This is a genomic window from Streptomyces aureus (assembly GCF_001418135.1).
Classification (GTDB): Bacteria; Actinomycetota; Actinomycetes; order Streptomycetales; family Streptomycetaceae; genus Streptomyces; species Streptomyces aureus_A.
The window spans coordinates 1-14,419 of sequence record NZ_LIPQ01000568.1; the positions used below are offsets into that span (position 1 = coordinate 1).

Below are 14,419 nucleotides of genomic sequence, written 5' to 3' on the forward strand. Positions count from 1 at the left end.
CGCCGAGTCCAGCGGCACCCGCCGGATCGCCACCGCCTCGCTGCCCCTGGAGCGCGTCCACCGGATCCGCCGCACCACCGGCGGCACCGCCAACGACGTCCTCCTCGCCCTCGTCGCCGGGGCCCTCCGCCGCTGGTTCGACGGGCGCGGGCTGCCCCTCCCCGGAGCCGACCTCCGGGCCCTCGTCCCCGTCTCCCGGCGCCGGCCCGGCACCCCGCCCGGCCCCGGCAACAGCCTCTCCGGCTACCTCCTCGACCTGCCCGTCACCGAGGCCGACCCCGCGGCCAGGCTGGCCGCCGTCCGGGGCGCCATGGACCGCAACAAGGCCGCGGGCCCCCTCAGGGGCGCCGGAGCCGTCGCCCTCCTCGCCGACCAACTGCCGCCGCTCGCCCACCGCTTCGGCGCCCCGCTCGCCTCCGGAGCCGCCCGGCTCCTCTTCGACCTCCTGGTCACCCAGGTGCCGCTGCCCCGCTCCGCGCTCTCCCTCGGCGGGGCGCCGCTGCGCGCTCTGTTCCCCATGGCCCCGCTGGCCCGCGGCCAGTCGCTCGCCGTCGCCATGTCCCCGTACGGCGGCCAGGTCCACATCGGCCTCGTCGCGGACGGCGAGGCCGTCCCCGACCTCGACGCGCTGGCCGATTCCCTCAGGGCCGAACTCGACCTCCTCGACCCGCCGGACACGCCGTAGCCCTTCCGGCGCGCGACCCCGCCACCCGTGCGGCAGGGTGGAACCATGCCCGAACTCCCCGAGGTGGAAGCGCTCCGCGCGTTCCTCGACACGCACCTGGTGGGCAAGGAGATCGCCCGCGTGCTGCCCGTCGCGATCAGCGTCCTCAAGACGTACGACCCGCCCCTGAGCGCCGTCGAGGGCGCCGAGGTCACCGCGGTCGGACGGCGCGGGAAGTTCCTCGACCTCACCGCCACGGGACCCGCCGGCGAGCTGCACCTCCTGTTCCACCTCGCCCGCGCGGGCTGGCTCCGCTGGCAGGACCCGCTGCCCTCGGGACCGCCCAAGCCCGGCAAGGGCCCGCTGGCACTGCGGACCGCGCTCACCGGCGGCGACGGATTCGACCTCACCGAGGCGGGCACCACCAAGCGCCTCGCCGTGTACGTGGTGCACGACCCGCGGGAGGTGCCGGGCGTCGCTCGGCTCGGACCCGACCCGCTCGCCGAGGACTTCGGCCCCGAGGAGTTCGCCGCGCTGCTCTCCGGCGAACGGCGCCAGATCAAGGGCGCCCTGCGCGACCAGAGCCTCATCGCCGGCATCGGCAACGCGTACAGCGACGAGATCCTGCACGCCGCGAAGATGTCCCCCTTCAAACCCACCCAGAACCTCACCCCGGACGAGACCGCCGCCCTCTACACGGCGATGCGGACCACCCTCCACGAGGCCGTCGAACGCTCCCACGGCCTCGCCGTGGGCAAGCTCAAGGCCGAGAAGAAGAGCGGCCTGCGCGTCCACGGCCGCACCGGCGAACCCTGCCCCGTGTGCGGGGACACCATCCGCGAGGTCTCCTTCAGCGACTCGTCCCTCCAGTACTGCCCCACCTGCCAGACCGGCGGCAAACCGCTCGCCGACCGCCGCCTGTCCAAGCTCCTCAAGTAGCCCGACGCCGCGGAGCCGCCCGCGGCCGCCCGTTACACTCCGCCGCATGCTGCGCGTACTGGCCGTCGACGACGAGGAACCCGCCCTCGGGGAACTGCTCTACCTGCTGCGCGCCGACCCCCGTGTGCGCTCCGCCGAGGGCGCGGGTGACGCCACCGCCGCCCTCCGCAGGATCGGGCGCGCCCTGGACGCCGGGCCGGACGGCGACGACGCCGTCGACGTCGTCTTCCTCGACATCCACATGCCCGGCCTCACCGGACTCGACGTGGCCCGCCTGCTCGCCGGCTTCGCCCGCCCGCCGCTCGTCGTCTTCGTCACCGCCCACGAGGGCTTCGCGCTCCAGGCCTTCGACCTGAAGGCGGTCGACTACGTCCTCAAGCCCGTCCGCCGCGAGCGCCTCGCCGAGGCCGTCCGCCGCGTCCACGACCTCGTGCACGCCACCGCCGCCCCGGCCCCGGCGGGGCCCACCGCGGCCGCCGTGCCCGAGCAGATCCCCGTCGAGCTCGGCGGGATCACCCGGTTCGTCTCCGTCGACGACATCGTGTACGTCGAGGCCCACGGCGACTACGCCCGCCTCCACACCGACCACGGCAGCCACCTCGTCCGCATCCCGCTCTCCACCCTTGAGGAGCGCTGGGCGGCCCGGGGCTTCGTCCGCATCCACCGCAGCCATCTCGTGGCGCTCGCCCGGATCGACGAGCTCCGCCTCGACGGCGGCGCCACCTCCGTACGGGTCGGCGGCACCGACCTGGCGGTCAGCCGACGGCACGCCCGGCCCCTGCGCGACCTGCTGATGCGCCGCGCCGGGGGCTGAGCCCACCCTGCGCCGCCCCCTACCGCAGGTGCTCCCACCTGCGTAGACTCCACGCGACCCGGGCCCCGACGGCCGATCCTTCCGACCGAGGCGGACGACGATGTCCGAGCAGCACCCTCCCCAGGCCTCCGGCCGAGGGGACCCCCAGCGCCGACCGCGCCGCGAGACCGTCACGTACGCCTCCGCCCACGGCGCCGGGACGACCGTGCCGGGCCCCGCCCGGCGCCACCCCGTCCATCCGCCGGCGCGCTCCGAGATCGACGAGCAGACCACCCTCGGCCACACCTACGTCCGCTCCCTGATGCGCAGCCAGCTGCGCGCCGCCCTCACCGCCCTCGGCGCGCTGGCGCTGCTCGTCGGCTCGCTGCCGCTGCTCCTCGCCCTGCCCGCCCCCGAGGCCTTCGTCTGGCTCGCCCTCGGTGTCGGGGTGTACCCCGTCGTCTGGGGGACAGCCCTCTGGTACGTACGGCGCGCCGAACGCAACGAGCGCGACTTCACCGGTCTCGTCGAACGCTGAGGCGCGCCCCGTGGACGAGCCCCGAGAGCACCGGCCCCCGAAGCACGGGAGCCGTACGAGCGAGCCCCCTTCGGGCGCCGCGTGAACCAGACCTACGCCGTCGGGGCCGTCACCGCCGTCGTCCTCGCCACCGTCCTCATCGGCGCCCTCGGCCTGCGGATCTCCCGGACGACCTCCGACTTCTACGTGGCCTCGCGCACCGTCCGGCCCGGCCTCAACGCCGCCGCCATCAGCGGTGAGTACCTCTCCGCGGCCTCCTTCCTCGGCATCGCCGGGCTCGTCCTCGTCCAGGGCCCCGCGATGCTCTGGTACCCGGTCGGCTACACCGCCGGCTACCTCGTGCTGCTGGTCCTCGTCGCCGCCCCGCTGCGCCGCTCCGGGGCGTACACCCTCTCCGACTTCGCCGAGGCCCGCCTCGAATCCCCGCAGGTGCGCCGCCTCGCCAGCCTCTTCGTCGTCGGCATCGGCTGGCTCTATCTGCTGCCCCAGCTCCAGGGCGCCGGGCTCACCCTGGAGATCCTCACCGGCGCCCCCGACTGGGTCGGCGGACTGCTCGTCGCCGTCGTCGTCACCGGTACGGTCGCCGCGGGCGGCATGCGCAGCATCACGTTCGTGCAGGCCTTCCAGTACTGGCTGAAGCTGACCGCCCTGCTCGTCCCCGTCCTCTTCCTGCTCGCCGCCTGGTACGGGGACGGGGCACCCAGGGCCCGCTTCGACGACCCCGCCGTGCTGCGCGGCCACACCGTCGTCAAGGTCGCCGACACGGTACGGATCGGGCTCGACGCCCCGCTCACCGTCACGGTCACCGGCAGCGTCGACTCGGTCACGTACGAGAAGCGGACCGTGACCCTCGCCCCCGGCACCCATCACGTCCTCGGCGGCACGACCCTCGCCTTCGCCCCGGGAGCGGCACTGCCCGAGAGGGTCGCCGGCGGCACCGACCCTCCCCCGGCCTCCGGCCGGGGGGACCCCCCTCTCGCTCCGCTCGGCTGGTCCCAGCCGCTGGCCGGCGGCCGCGACGGACACCAGCTGTACGCCACGTACGGACTGATCCTCGCGACCTTCCTCGGCACCATGGGCCTGCCGCACGTCGCCGTCCGCTTCTACACCAGCCCGCACGGCCGGGCGGCCCGCCGCACCACCCTCGTCGTGCTCGGACTCGTCGGCGCCTTCTACCTGCTGCCGCCGCTCTACGGCGCCCTCGGCCGGATCTACGCCCCCGAGCTCGCCCTCACCGGCTCCGCCGACGCCGCCGTGCTCGTGCTGCCCGACCGCATCCTGGGCGGGCTGCTCGGCGACCTCCTGGGCGCGCTCCTCGCGGGCGGTGCCTTCGCCGCCTTCCTCTCGACCGCCTCGGGACTCACCATGTCCGTCGCCGGAGTCCTCACCCAGGACGTGCTGCCGTCCCGGGGCGTACGGCACTTCCGTCTCGCGACCCTGCTCGCCACCGCAGTACCGCTGGTCGTGGGGGTGTTCGCCTCGAAGGTGCCGGTCGCCGACGCCGTCGGCCTCGCCTTCGCCGTGTCCGCCTCCTCCTTCTGCCCGCTGCTCGTCCTCGGCATCTGGTGGCGGCGCCTCACCCCGCCCGGCGCGACGGCCGGGCTGCTGCTGGGCGGTGGCTCCGCGCTCGCTGCCGTGATGGCGACCCGGGCGGGGCTCGCCCCCGAGGGCTGGCCGCACACCCTGATGGCCTGGCCGGCGGTCTGGTCCGTCCCGCTCGGCTTCCTCACCATGGTGATGGTCTCGCTGGCCACACCCCGCCGCGTCCCGCCCGGCACTCCGGCGCTCCTCGCCCGCCTCCATCTGCCGGAGGAGATCACCGGCACCGTCCCCGGACCCGCCCAGGAGGTCCGCCGATGAGCGGCATCGCCCTCGCCGCCGCGGCCGCCGCCGGGGCCGTGCTGCTCACCGCGGGCTTCGTCCTCGGGCGGTTCACCGCCCGGCGTGGTGGCCACGCCGCCGATCCCGACCTCGGCACACCCGTCGAACGGGCCACCTTCCACACCCTGCACACCGCCTCCCTCGCCGCGCCGCCGCTCCGCGCCGGGCTCACCGAGGAGACCGCGCGCAGGGCGGCCGGCACCCTCCGCTCGCTGCTCGGCACCGAGGCGCTCTGTCTCATCGACCGGGGCGCCGTCCTCGCCTGGGACGGACCGGGCGAGGACCATCACCGGGCGCACGTTCCGGCACAGGCCGCCGAGACCCTGGAGACCGGTCGCAGCCGGTCCGTGCACACGGACTGCGCCGAACCCGCCTGCCCGCTGCGCTGGGCGGTGATCGCCCCGCTCACCGGGGAGGACGGTGTCCTCGGCGCGCTCGTCGCCTACGGCTCGCGGGAGTCGGCCGTCCTGGTGCGGGCCGCGACCGAGGTGGCCCGCTGGGCCTCCGTACAGCTGGAGCTCGCCGAACTCGACCGCTCCCGCACCCGCATCGTGGAGGCCGAGATCCGGGCGCTGCGCGCCCAGATCTCCCCGCATTTCATTTTCAACTCCCTCGCCGCCATCGCCTCGTTCGTCCGCACCGACCCGGAGCAGGCCCGCGAACTCCTCCTCGAATTCGCCGACTTCACCCGATACTCCTTCCGCAAGCACGGCGAGTTCGCCCAGCTCGCCGACGAACTGCGCTCCATCGAGCAGTACTTGGCGCTCGCCGGGGCGCGCTTCGGGGACCGGCTGAAGGTGACGCTGCAGATCGCCCCCGAGGTGCTGCCGGTCACCCTGCCCTTCCTGTGCCTCCAGCCCCTCGTGGAGAACGCCGTGAAGCACGGCCTGGAGGACCGGGAGCGGGGCTGCCGGGTCACGATCGCCGCCCGCGACGCGGGCGCGGAGGCCGTGGTGACCGTCGAGGACGACGGCATCGGCATGGACCCGGAGCTGCTGCGCGCGGTCCTGCGCGGAGAGCACCCCGCCGGCTCCGGCATCGGCCTCTCCAACGTGGACGAGCGGCTGCGCCAGGTGTACGGGGCGGAGTACGGCCTCGTCATCGAGACGGGGGTCGGCGCGGGGATGAAGGTGACGGTACGCATCCCCAAGTACCGCCCGGGTGTGCACCGTTCGTCACCGTGAGCGGGTACGGGCCGGGTACGGACCGCATACGGGCCGGACAGGGGGCCGGGTCAGCGCAGGTGCAGCGAGAGGTGGGCGAGCGGCAGGCCCAGCTTCCAGGCGGGCAGCCAGATCTGCTCCTCCTCGTCGACCGTGCGGCCGGACTCGTCGTCCGTCCGGCCGTCGAGGTCGGCGGCGCGGACCCAGGTGTCGCGCAGACCGCGCCACGCGGTCTCCGCGAGCGCGAGGTCGGGGCCGTCGCCGCCGGCCGCGCGGCGCCCCGCGAGCCGCTCCTCGACCCAGGGCGGCCAGGGCCGGTCGTACGCCGTGTGCCGCAGCCACTCGTCGACGCGGCCCGCGGACCGGCCGCCCACGGGTCCGTCCGGCGCCTCCGAGAGGTGGACGGTGAGGGCGAGCGCCTGGAGGCCCGCCCGGTACTCCAGTGAGCCGGGTGCCACGAGGGCGGCGGCCCGCAACACCTCGTCGGCCAGGTACTCGGCGCACAGCCAGGCCATCGGGACGGCGAGTTCGCCGCCACTCGTGCCGCCGGCGCCGTTCGTGCTCTCGGGGCGCAACGCTCCCACCTTCTCCCGGACATCGGGGACCCGGACGTGTGGGACCCGGGGAGAGCTTCCTCCGTGGAGGGCGCCCGTGTGTCCCGCTTTGCTCAACTCGCCCGTGTGGTTTCGGATACGTTTCCCGGCCGGATCGGTGCCGGTGGGATTGCTGGTGTCCCGGGAGGCGTACGGGGCGGAAGAGGTGTCTCCGGCGGCGCCTGCGCCCACACCGGCGGCAGCGGTGGCGCACCTGCTCCGCCGGCCGCCGGGGTGGCGGCCGGGGAGTGGCGGCTCAGCCGAGGAGGGCGTACACGGCGGTCGCGTGGGCCGCGGTCTCCTCCGTGCCCTCGGCGGTCATGGTGATGTCGGCGAAGGCCATGCGCTTTCCCGCCTTGGTGAGCCGGGCCCGCACCAGGACGTCGGCGCCGACGACCGCCCGCTGGAAGCTGATCGACTGCTGGACGGTGGTCATGGGCACGAAGCCGCCCCGGGCCGCGGCGACCGCGACCACCGTCGCCGTGTCGGCGGCGGCCATCAGGGCCTGCCCGGACAGGCCCCCGCCCTCCCGGGCGAGCCGGTCCGACCACGGGAGCCGGAGCACGGCCTCCTGGCCGTCGACCGATTCGACGGTGAGCCCGAGATCGAGCACCCAGGGCGCGAAGTTGTCGGCGAGGATCTTTTCGGCAGCGGCGAGTGTCAGCGTCACGGCGTCATTGTGGGGCCGTGACGCGGGGCCGGGCAACGGCCGCGCGGCGCGGCCGGTAACCGGGCAGCGACCGGCCCAGCTGCCGCAGCGCGTAGTGGGAGCGGGACTTGACGGTGCCGGCCGGGATCCCGAGGTCGACGGCCGCCTCGTTGACGGTCAGGCCGTGGAAGTAGATCCGGACCAGGACCGCCCGGTGTTCGGGGCTCAGTTCGCGGACGGCCGCCCGTACGTCGAGCGCGGCCTCGGCCGAGGCGGTGGCGTCGTCGGGGTCGGGGGTCACCGCGAGGACTCCGTCCCCGATCTCGGCGGGCCTGGCGAGGCGTGAGCGCCGGGCGTCGATGGCGAGGCGGCGGGCCACGGTGAAGAGCCAGGGTCGCATCGAGTCGTAGGGGCCGTCGAAGGCCTCGGGGTGGAGCCAGGCCCGTACCAGGGTCTCCTGGGCGAGGTCCTCGGCCCGCTGGCGGTCCCCGTAGGTGAGGCCGAGCAGGAAGGAGAGGAGTGCGGGGCCGTGGTCCCGCTGCAGCTCCTCGAGGGTCCGTTCGTCGGTGGTCGCCGTTGTCATGCTTCCCGCCTCTCCTGCGGCTCGTCGTCGGGGCGTATCGGAACCCATTCGGACGGCGAGGGACAGGGAACGGACAACGGTCTGCGACGAACGGTCGCACCGAGCGGCGAATGGTACGGCGAGCGGTCACGAGGCGGTCGACCGGAGTCGCTGCGTCCGTTTCAGCGGGGTTCCTGGCGTTCTGCGGCCTTGACCCTTGACTGCGGCTTTCTCGCGAGATCAATTCGTATGAACAGATGTTCATCCCACGAATCGGGCGGAGTGCCGACATGACCTCACGCACCAGACCCGCGGGCGTGGTGGCGCTCGCCGCCGTCCTGCTCGCGGCGACCGGCTGCACCGGCGGGAGCGGCCCGGCCGGGGGAGCTCCCAGCCCCGAGGTCACGAGCGGGCGACCGGGATCCGCACGTCCCGCCGCCCCGTCCGCCGCGCCCGGCGGGGCGTCCGCGCCCGCCGGGTTCACCCTCGTGGCCTCCGGAGACGTCCTCCCGCACGACTCGATCATCCGCCGCGCGGCCCAGGACGCGGGCGGGGGCGGCTACGACTTCACACCGATGCTCTCCGGGGTGAAGTCCGTCGTCTCCCGCGCCGACCTGGCCATCTGCCACATGGAGACCGTGTACGGGGAGGACGGCGGGCCCTACACCGGCTACCCCGCCTTCAAGTCGCCGCCCGAGGTCGCCGCCGCGCTCAAGGCCACCGGTTACGACTCCTGCTCCACCGCCTCCAACCACACCCTCGACGACGGGGCGGCGGGCCTCGGCCGCACCCTCGACGCCCTGGACCGGGCCGGTGTCCGCCATGCCGGCTCGGCGCGTACGGCCGAGGAGGCGGCGAAGCCCACGCTGCTCAAGGCGGGCGGCGCCACCGTGGCCCAGCTGGCCTACACGTACGACACCAACGGCTATCCGATGCCCGAGGGGCAGCCGTGGGCCGTGCGGACGCTCGACGAGCAGAAGGTGATCGCCGACGCCCGCGCCGCCCGCGCGGCCGGCGCCGACGTGGTCGTGGTCAGCGTCCACTGGGGCAGCGAGTGGCAGACCGAACCCGACGAGCGGCAGCTCACGCTCGGCCGGGCGCTCACCGCCTCACAGAGCGGCGGCCGCCCCGACATCGACCTGATCATCGGAACGCACGCCCACGTCCCGCAGGCGTACGAGAAGGTCAACGGCACCTGGATCATCTACGGGATGGGTGACCAGATCGCCGGAGACATGATCAACCACGAGGGTGCCCACGACCCCCGCGGCAACCAGGGCAGCATCGGCCGCTTCACCTTCGGCCCGCCCAGGACCCCCGGCGGGCGCTGGGAGGTCACCAAGGCCGAGTTCGTCCCCCAGTGGTTCGACACCGGGCGCGGCCGGGTGGTCAACCTCGGAGCCGCCGACGGCTCGGACCCGCGCCACACCGAGATCCGGGACATCGTCCGGCGGGTGGTGCTCAGCCGCGGCGCGGCCGAGGACGGCCTGGTGATGGGCAGGTAGCCCGCCACCGACCGCACGGGCCGGTCCCGGCCCCGCACATGGCCGGCGGCTCACGGCGTGCGGCCCGGGCACGCGGCGGCCGNNNCGGCCGGCCGGTCACGGTACGACGGTGACCGGCCAGCGGCCCGCCTTGACGAGCCGGACGGCCACCGAGCCCACGAACCGGTGGCCGGCCGACTCGGAGGCGCCCACCACCACGGCGTCCGCGGTCAGCTCCTCCGCCGCCTGGACAAGACCCGCGTAGGCGTCGCCCCGGAAGGTGTGGAACTCCCACCGCATCCGCCAGAGGTCCTTCACGCGTTCCGCCGACGCACGGATCTCCGCGACCAGGTCCTGGGCGATCTCCTCGGTGGTCCCCGCCATCGGCACGCCCATGGCGGCCCCCGCCGTGATCACCGGCTGCACGTAGACGAGCGCGAGCAGGGCGTTCTGCCGCCGCGCGAGCCCCGCCGCGTACGCCGCCGCGCGCAGCGAGGAGTCGGAGCCGTCGACTCCCGCCATGATCACTTTCGGACCGTCGGTACCGCGTTCGAACCGACCGGGCTGCTGTTCGCTCACCCTTCGAGGCTATCGGCTCATCGGGTGCTTTCGACGGGGCGGCCGGTGTCGATGAGCCGCGCCTGCCCTCATCCGTATGAACCATTGGTCATGAAAAAGGATCAGATGCCCAGTGGTCGCCGCGCGGTGCTGCGGCTCGCCGCAGCCCTCGGGGCCACCGCCACCGTCGGAGTCATCGCGGCGGACCGGCTCGCGGCGCCCGAACGGGCCGGCGGGACCGCCGCGCCCCCGGCCCCGCCCCGCCGGGGAGCGGGACCCGCCGCCGGCCCGCAGGCGCAGGCCGCCCGGCTGCGCCCCACCTCGTACCGCCTCCAGCCGATGACCGCGTACGCGCCCCCGGCGTTCCGGCGGGCGGTGCCACCGGTCCGGCAGCGGCCCTTCCTCAGCATGTCCGGGGTCGGCCGCTCGATGGTGCTCAGCTTCGACGACGGCCCGGACCCGCGCTACACCCCGGGCATCCTGGAGACCCTGCGCCGCCACGACTGCCGCGCCATGTTCTTCGTCTGCGGCGAGATGGCGGTCGAGAACCCGGACCTGCTGCGGGAGATGGCCGCGGACGGGCACGTCATCGGCAACCACTCCTGGTCGCATCCCCTCATTCCCAAACTGCGGCCCTCCCGCATCCGCGACGAGCTCGGCTCCACCAGCGAGGTCGTCGAACGGACTTTGGGGACGGCCCCGCTCTGGTACCGCGCGCCCTACGGGGCCTGGAACCGGCACTCCTTCGAGATCGGGGCCGAGCTCGGCATGGAGCCGCTCGCCTGGACCGTCGACACCCTGGACTGGAAGGAGCCCGGCGCCGACACCATCGTCCGCCGCGTCCTCGACGGCGCCGCGCCCGGCGCCGTCGTCCTCTCCCACGACGCCGGCGGCGACCGTGCCCAGAGCGTGACCGCGCTCCGCCGCTATCTGCCCGAACTCCTCGACGCGGGCTACCACATCACCGTTCCCCGGCGCTGACCGCCCGGGCACGGCGGTACGGGCGGGGCGGACGTTCGGGTACGGCCGCGACACCCGCTCCGCCACGGGAAAGGGCCCCGGCACCACCAGGTGCCGGGGCCTTCACCGTGTCCCTCCGGAGGGAGCCGACCCCTCCGGAGGGAGCCGCCCCCGCTAGCGGGAGCCGACCATCCGCGCGTACACGACGACGTTCCCGTCGTAGCCACGCGCGCGCGTGTAGCCGCCGCCACAGGTGATGACCCGCAGCTCGGGCATACCGGTGTCGGCGTACACCTGCACGCCCGGGAAGTTGTCCTTCGAGTACACCTCAAGGCCGTAGATCTCGAAGACCGCGATCCGGCCGTCGTACCGCTCGACCTCGATGTGCTGGCCCTTCTCCAGGGAGCCCAGGCCGTAGAAGACCGCGGGGCCCTGCGCGTTGTCGACATGGCCGACGACCACCGCGGTGCCGCGCTGGCCGGGGGAGATGCCGTTCTGGTACCAGCCGGCGAGGTTGGCGTCCTGGGGCGGCGGGGCCGCCACCCAGCCGTCCGGGTCCAGGCCCACGTCCATGATCGGGGCCGCGACCTGGATCGCCGGGATCTTGATCCGGGAGGCGGGGGCGAACGGCAGCGGTTCCAGACCCTCGGTCGCCGCGTCCTGGGGCGCGACGGGACGCGCCACCGGACGGGCCGCCGCGGCGGGCTGCGGAGGCCCGAGCGCGACGTCCACTCCGTTGCGCATCATCGCGATCCCGGACAGCATGGCGAGGGCCAGTACGCCCCAGGGGCGGCGTCTCCTACGCTGGAGGACGCGGAAGTCCTTCGGGGGCATGGTTCTCCCTTCGTGGCGTCGTCAGAACGGTAAAGGCGACCTGACGGGCCGTCGCGCCGGACGGTGCGAACGGGTGGGGGCAGCCGCCGGAAGGATGGCGGAGCGCGGGTACGCGGGTGCGCCGACGTCCCTCCCGCCCCGCGCGTGCCCGGGGCGGGGGGGAGCGCGCCCCGGGTGGTGGGCACCGACAGGTGGGTGACACGGGGCTGACCCATCCGAGTAATCGTCAGATAAGCAGCTCGATCAGCCGTGACCTGCGGTTCTTCCTCCTTCGAGGACCCGATTCCGGGCGTGTCGCCTCACCGGGGTGGACCAGTGCCGAAATGCGCAGCTCGCTCCGACTTGTGATGGTTCGTCATGGAAGGCGTACTCGTCGACACTCCCGGAGCACCGCTTTGGGGCGTCTTCCACTGGAGGTTCAACCATGCGTGCTGCACGCACTCTGGCGGTGACCGCCACCGCGATCGCGGCGGTCGGCCTCGCGGCCCCCCTTGCCGCCGCCACCTACGGTCCGGGCAACGTCGTCAGCGGTGGCTCGAACAACACCCCGACCAACGTCACCGTCAGCCCCTTCGAGGTCCACCCCGGGTCGACGCTCACGATCACCGCCAGGGGCTGCAACCGTGGCGGCACGGTCACGTCCAACGCCTTCCCGGACGCCACCCTCTCGGGCGGCAACGGCGTCTCCACCGCCGTCGCCCGCGTCTACAACAACGCCACTCCCGGCAACTACAACCTGGCCGTCAGGTGCAACGGCGGCTCCAACGTGGTCACGGAGCCGTTCCGGGTCCTCCCGGGCCGCGGCGCCCAGGGCGGCCTCGGCGGCTCGATGGCCCCCACCTCCACGGAGATGGCCGTCGGCGGCAGCCTGGTCGCCGCCGCCGCGCTCGGCGGCGGGCTCTTCATCATCCGTCGTCGCCGTATGACCGGTGCGGGGGTCTGACCGGTCGAACCTCCCGGTCGGCCCGCCCTCCCCGTCGCCCCCGAGTCCCTGCCGGGACCCGGGGGCGACGGGCGTCCGCGGGCGCCCGGCACCGGACACGACGGCCGCTCAGTGACGACGGGTCGCGCCGGACCGGCGCCGCACCACGTACACGCCGCCGATGGTCGCGGCGAGCACGAGTGCACCTCCGGCGGCCAGTTGCAGCGGCTCGACGCCGCCCACCGAACCGCCCAGACCGCCCTGTACCCCGCGCGGGGGAGTGAGGATGGTGGAGCTGATCGTCGGGGTGGCGGTCGGAACACCACTGATCGTCAGGGTCACGGTGTCCGAGATCCCGCCGGTGCAGTTGAACGACACCGTGTACACGGCACCTCGTCGGGCGTCCGCGTCCACGGTGGCGATGGCCGCCGACCCCGGTGCGATGGTGACGGTGTCGAAGATGCCGGCCGAGGCCGTCGCCGTACTGGCGCAGCCGGGGGCGCTCAGCGTCACCCGGCCGCCCGGCGCGACGACCGAGGGCGACACGACGAAATCGCCCGGTGCCTTGGCCCGTGCCGCTCGCGGGTTCGGTGCGGGAGCACCGTCCGCCGCGACGGCGGTGGGGGCGGCCAGGGCGAGGGCGGCCGCCCCCAGCAGGGCAGTGGTCGCGGCACGTATCGCGCGCATGGTGAATCCTCCGGGTCCCGAGGGGCAGCCGCGGAAAGGGGGTTTCCGCGATAGACCGTGCGTACACCTCGATGTCCGAAACGCTAGAAGCGCACTACCACAGCCGCGATCCCAGACGTGCGAATGGGGCACGGATGTCCCCCGAGTGGCCCACCGGCCGTGTCGCCTCACGGTGTGAGCTGCGGGAACAGATCGGTGAACGGCGCGGCGGTGGCCGAGATGCCCCGGCCGAACGGTGCGTCGAAGTCCCAGATGAGGAACAGCAGAAAGGCGATCAGCGCGCTGAAGAGTCCGGCGAGCAGCAGTTCGCGCCCGGTCCTGCGGATCTGCAGGGTGAAGATCAGGCCGACCGTCACCAGGGCGCCGATGATCAGGCCGAACCACACCACCCCCGGCATGGTCGCCCCCGCGTTCTGCCCGCGGGCTCCCCGGGCGTCGTCGGCCACCGCCACCTGGTCGACCAGCGGCTGGTACGCCTGTCCCTCGAAGTCGTCGGCAGGCTGGTAGTCGGTGACGCTGCGCCGCACCTTCTCCAGGAGCGCGGTGCCCTCCTCGCTCAGCTCGCCGTGCTCCGCCATGTACGTCCACTCGTCGTCGACCACATAGCCGACGTACGCGTCCACATCGGCGCGGATGCGCTCACGGACCGCCTGCGGGTACACCTCGGCGCGTGCCGAGATCTCGTGCATCGCCTGCGCCTCCTGCCGCACGGTCTCCTGGGCGGCGCCGCGGGCCTCCCAGACACCGGCGATGGCGAGACCGAGGACGATCGCGTAGATCACGCCGATCATCATCGTCATGTACTCGATGACGTCCGGGGTCTCGCTCGGATCGTCGTCCTCGGGGATCCGGCGGTTGTTGATGACGACGATCGTGAGGACGACAGCGCACGCGGCGGCCATCGCAAGGGCGAGAACAAGCCATTCAGACATGGGTTCCTCTTGCGGGATTCAGAGGGGCGGAGGGGTCGGGTCGTTGCGGCGGCGGGTCACTTGGACCGGGCGCGCAGGATCGCCGTCGCGAGCACCGCGGGCGCGGTGATCATGAGAGTCGCGGTGACGACGGAGGTGCCGTTCTTCGGCTGGGGGCGCGAGGCGCGGCGGTAGTGGGGCAGTGCCACGGGGCCGGGCGCCGGAGGCCGGGGGCGCACGGTGGGCGGAGGCGTCGGGCTCGGCGGAGGCGGAGGCGGAGG

The 14,419-nt window shown here is 74.0% G+C and carries 16 protein-coding genes and 1 pseudogene; 9 read left to right on the top strand and 8 right to left on the bottom strand.

Annotation, left to right across the window (positions count from 1 at the left end; genetic code table 11):
• From AOK00_RS34050 to AOK00_RS34075, 6 genes are all read left to right on the top strand, one after another.
• Positions 1-685 (top strand): WS/DGAT domain-containing protein (locus AOK00_RS34050; protein WP_159041917.1); only part of this gene is annotated, 685 nt, incomplete at its 5' end.
• A 45-nt stretch (positions 686-730) separates the two neighbouring features.
• Entirely contained in the window at positions 731-1,603 is an 873-nt protein-coding gene (locus AOK00_RS34055; protein WP_055603999.1) for an Fpg/Nei family DNA glycosylase, read from the top strand.
• Between the two features lie 46 nt (positions 1,604-1,649).
• Positions 1,650-2,417, top strand: coding sequence for a LytR/AlgR family response regulator transcription factor (locus tag AOK00_RS34060; protein ID WP_055604000.1), 768 nt, complete (start codon positions 1,650-1,652; stop codon positions 2,415-2,417).
• A 100-nt stretch (positions 2,418-2,517) separates the two neighbouring features.
• The gene (locus AOK00_RS34065) at positions 2,518-2,934 is read left to right on the top strand and encodes a hypothetical protein (RefSeq protein ID WP_254047604.1); all 417 of its coding nucleotides are present in this window, start codon (positions 2,518-2,520) and stop codon (positions 2,932-2,934) included.
• A gap of 81 nt (positions 2,935-3,015) precedes the next feature.
• Positions 3,016-4,794 carry a sodium/solute symporter gene (locus AOK00_RS34070; RefSeq protein ID WP_055604001.1) on the top strand — a complete coding sequence of 593 codons (1,779 nt, stop codon included), beginning with the start codon at positions 3,016-3,018 and terminating at the stop codon, positions 4,792-4,794.
• Positions 4,791-5,999: a histidine kinase gene (locus AOK00_RS34075; protein WP_055604002.1), complete on the top strand. Its 1,209-nt coding sequence runs from the start codon at positions 4,791-4,793 to the stop codon at positions 5,997-5,999. Before AOK00_RS34070 ends, AOK00_RS34075 begins: the two co-directional genes overlap by 4 nt.
• Before the next feature lie 50 nt (positions 6,000-6,049).
• Here AOK00_RS34075 and AOK00_RS34080 read toward each other — a convergent pair whose 3' ends face one another.
• From AOK00_RS34080 to AOK00_RS34090, 3 genes are all read right to left on the bottom strand, one after another.
• Positions 6,050-6,553 (bottom strand): hypothetical protein, encoded by a 504-nt coding sequence (locus AOK00_RS34080; protein WP_055604003.1) that lies wholly within the window; start codon positions 6,551-6,553, stop codon positions 6,050-6,052.
• A 274-nt stretch (positions 6,554-6,827) separates the two neighbouring features.
• Positions 6,828-7,241: a PaaI family thioesterase gene (locus AOK00_RS34085; protein WP_055604004.1), complete on the bottom strand. Its 414-nt coding sequence runs from the start codon at positions 7,239-7,241 to the stop codon at positions 6,828-6,830.
• Positions 7,242-7,245: 4 nt separating this feature from the next.
• Positions 7,246-7,803 (bottom strand): sigma-70 family RNA polymerase sigma factor, encoded by a 558-nt coding sequence (locus tag AOK00_RS34090; RefSeq protein WP_055604005.1) that lies wholly within the window; start codon positions 7,801-7,803, stop codon positions 7,246-7,248.
• Positions 7,804-8,072: 269 nt separating this feature from the next.
• On the opposite strand from AOK00_RS34090, the gene AOK00_RS34095 reads away from it, so the two are divergent.
• Positions 8,073-9,287, top strand: coding sequence for a CapA family protein (locus AOK00_RS34095; RefSeq protein WP_055604006.1), 1,215 nt, complete (start codon positions 8,073-8,075; stop codon positions 9,285-9,287).
• A gap of 96 nt (positions 9,288-9,383) precedes the next feature.
• On the opposite strand, the gene AOK00_RS34100 is transcribed toward AOK00_RS34095, so the two are convergent.
• Positions 9,384-9,845 (bottom strand): universal stress protein, encoded by a 462-nt coding sequence (locus AOK00_RS34100; RefSeq protein WP_055604007.1) that lies wholly within the window; start codon positions 9,843-9,845, stop codon positions 9,384-9,386.
• 105 nt (positions 9,846-9,950) lie between these two features.
• Here AOK00_RS34100 and AOK00_RS34105 point away from each other — a divergent pair, with 105 nt between their 5' ends.
• Positions 9,951-10,805, top strand: a complete 855-nt coding sequence (locus tag AOK00_RS34105; protein WP_254047605.1) for a polysaccharide deacetylase family protein — start codon at positions 9,951-9,953, stop codon at positions 10,803-10,805.
• 153 nt (positions 10,806-10,958) lie between these two features.
• Here the strand turns inward: AOK00_RS34105 and AOK00_RS34110 are convergent, their stop codons facing one another.
• Positions 10,959-11,618 carry a class F sortase gene (locus AOK00_RS34110; RefSeq protein WP_055604009.1) on the bottom strand — a complete coding sequence of 220 codons (660 nt, stop codon included), beginning with the start codon at positions 11,616-11,618 and terminating at the stop codon, positions 10,959-10,961.
• A 424-nt stretch (positions 11,619-12,042) separates the two neighbouring features.
• Here AOK00_RS34110 and AOK00_RS34115 point away from each other — a divergent pair, with 424 nt between their 5' ends.
• On the top strand, positions 12,043-12,561 hold the full coding sequence (locus AOK00_RS34115) for a hypothetical protein (RefSeq protein WP_055604010.1): 519 nt from the start codon (positions 12,043-12,045) through the stop codon (positions 12,559-12,561).
• Between the two features lie 108 nt (positions 12,562-12,669).
• On the opposite strand, the gene AOK00_RS34120 is transcribed toward AOK00_RS34115, so the two are convergent.
• From AOK00_RS34120 to AOK00_RS39810, 3 genes and pseudogenes are all read right to left on the bottom strand, one after another.
• Positions 12,670-13,227, bottom strand: a complete 558-nt coding sequence (locus AOK00_RS34120; protein WP_055604011.1) for a hypothetical protein — start codon at positions 13,225-13,227, stop codon at positions 12,670-12,672.
• Positions 13,228-13,394: 167 nt separating this feature from the next.
• Entirely contained in the window at positions 13,395-14,159 is a 765-nt protein-coding gene (locus tag AOK00_RS34125; protein ID WP_055604012.1) for a DUF4239 domain-containing protein, read from the bottom strand.
• Between the two features lie 56 nt (positions 14,160-14,215).
• Positions 14,216-14,419: pseudogene (locus AOK00_RS39810) on the bottom strand (hypothetical protein); the annotation flags it as partial.

Coding starts and splice junctions, on each gene's coding strand:
- AOK00_RS34125 (WP_055604012.1), bottom strand. CDS start 14,159: ATGTCTGAATGGCTTGTTCTCGCCCTTGCGATGGCCGCCGCGTGCGCT.
- AOK00_RS34110 (WP_055604009.1), bottom strand. CDS start 11,618: ATGCCCCCGAAGGACTTCCGCGTCCTCCAGCGTAGGAGACGCCGCCCC.
- AOK00_RS34120 (WP_055604011.1), bottom strand. CDS start 13,227: ATGCGCGCGATACGTGCCGCGACCACTGCCCTGCTGGGGGCGGCCGCC.
- AOK00_RS34105 (WP_254047605.1), top strand. CDS start 9,951: ATGCCCAGTGGTCGCCGCGCGGTGCTGCGGCTCGCCGCAGCCCTCGGG.
- AOK00_RS34055 (WP_055603999.1), top strand. CDS start 731: ATGCCCGAACTCCCCGAGGTGGAAGCGCTCCGCGCGTTCCTCGACACG.
- AOK00_RS34075 (WP_055604002.1), top strand. CDS start 4,791: ATGAGCGGCATCGCCCTCGCCGCCGCGGCCGCCGCCGGGGCCGTGCTG.
- AOK00_RS34065 (WP_254047604.1), top strand. CDS start 2,518: ATGTCCGAGCAGCACCCTCCCCAGGCCTCCGGCCGAGGGGACCCCCAG.
- AOK00_RS34115 (WP_055604010.1), top strand. CDS start 12,043: ATGCGTGCTGCACGCACTCTGGCGGTGACCGCCACCGCGATCGCGGCG.
- AOK00_RS34095 (WP_055604006.1), top strand. CDS start 8,073: ATGACCTCACGCACCAGACCCGCGGGCGTGGTGGCGCTCGCCGCCGTC.
- AOK00_RS34060 (WP_055604000.1), top strand. CDS start 1,650: ATGCTGCGCGTACTGGCCGTCGACGACGAGGAACCCGCCCTCGGGGAA.
- AOK00_RS34090 (WP_055604005.1), bottom strand. CDS start 7,803: ATGACAACGGCGACCACCGACGAACGGACCCTCGAGGAGCTGCAGCGG.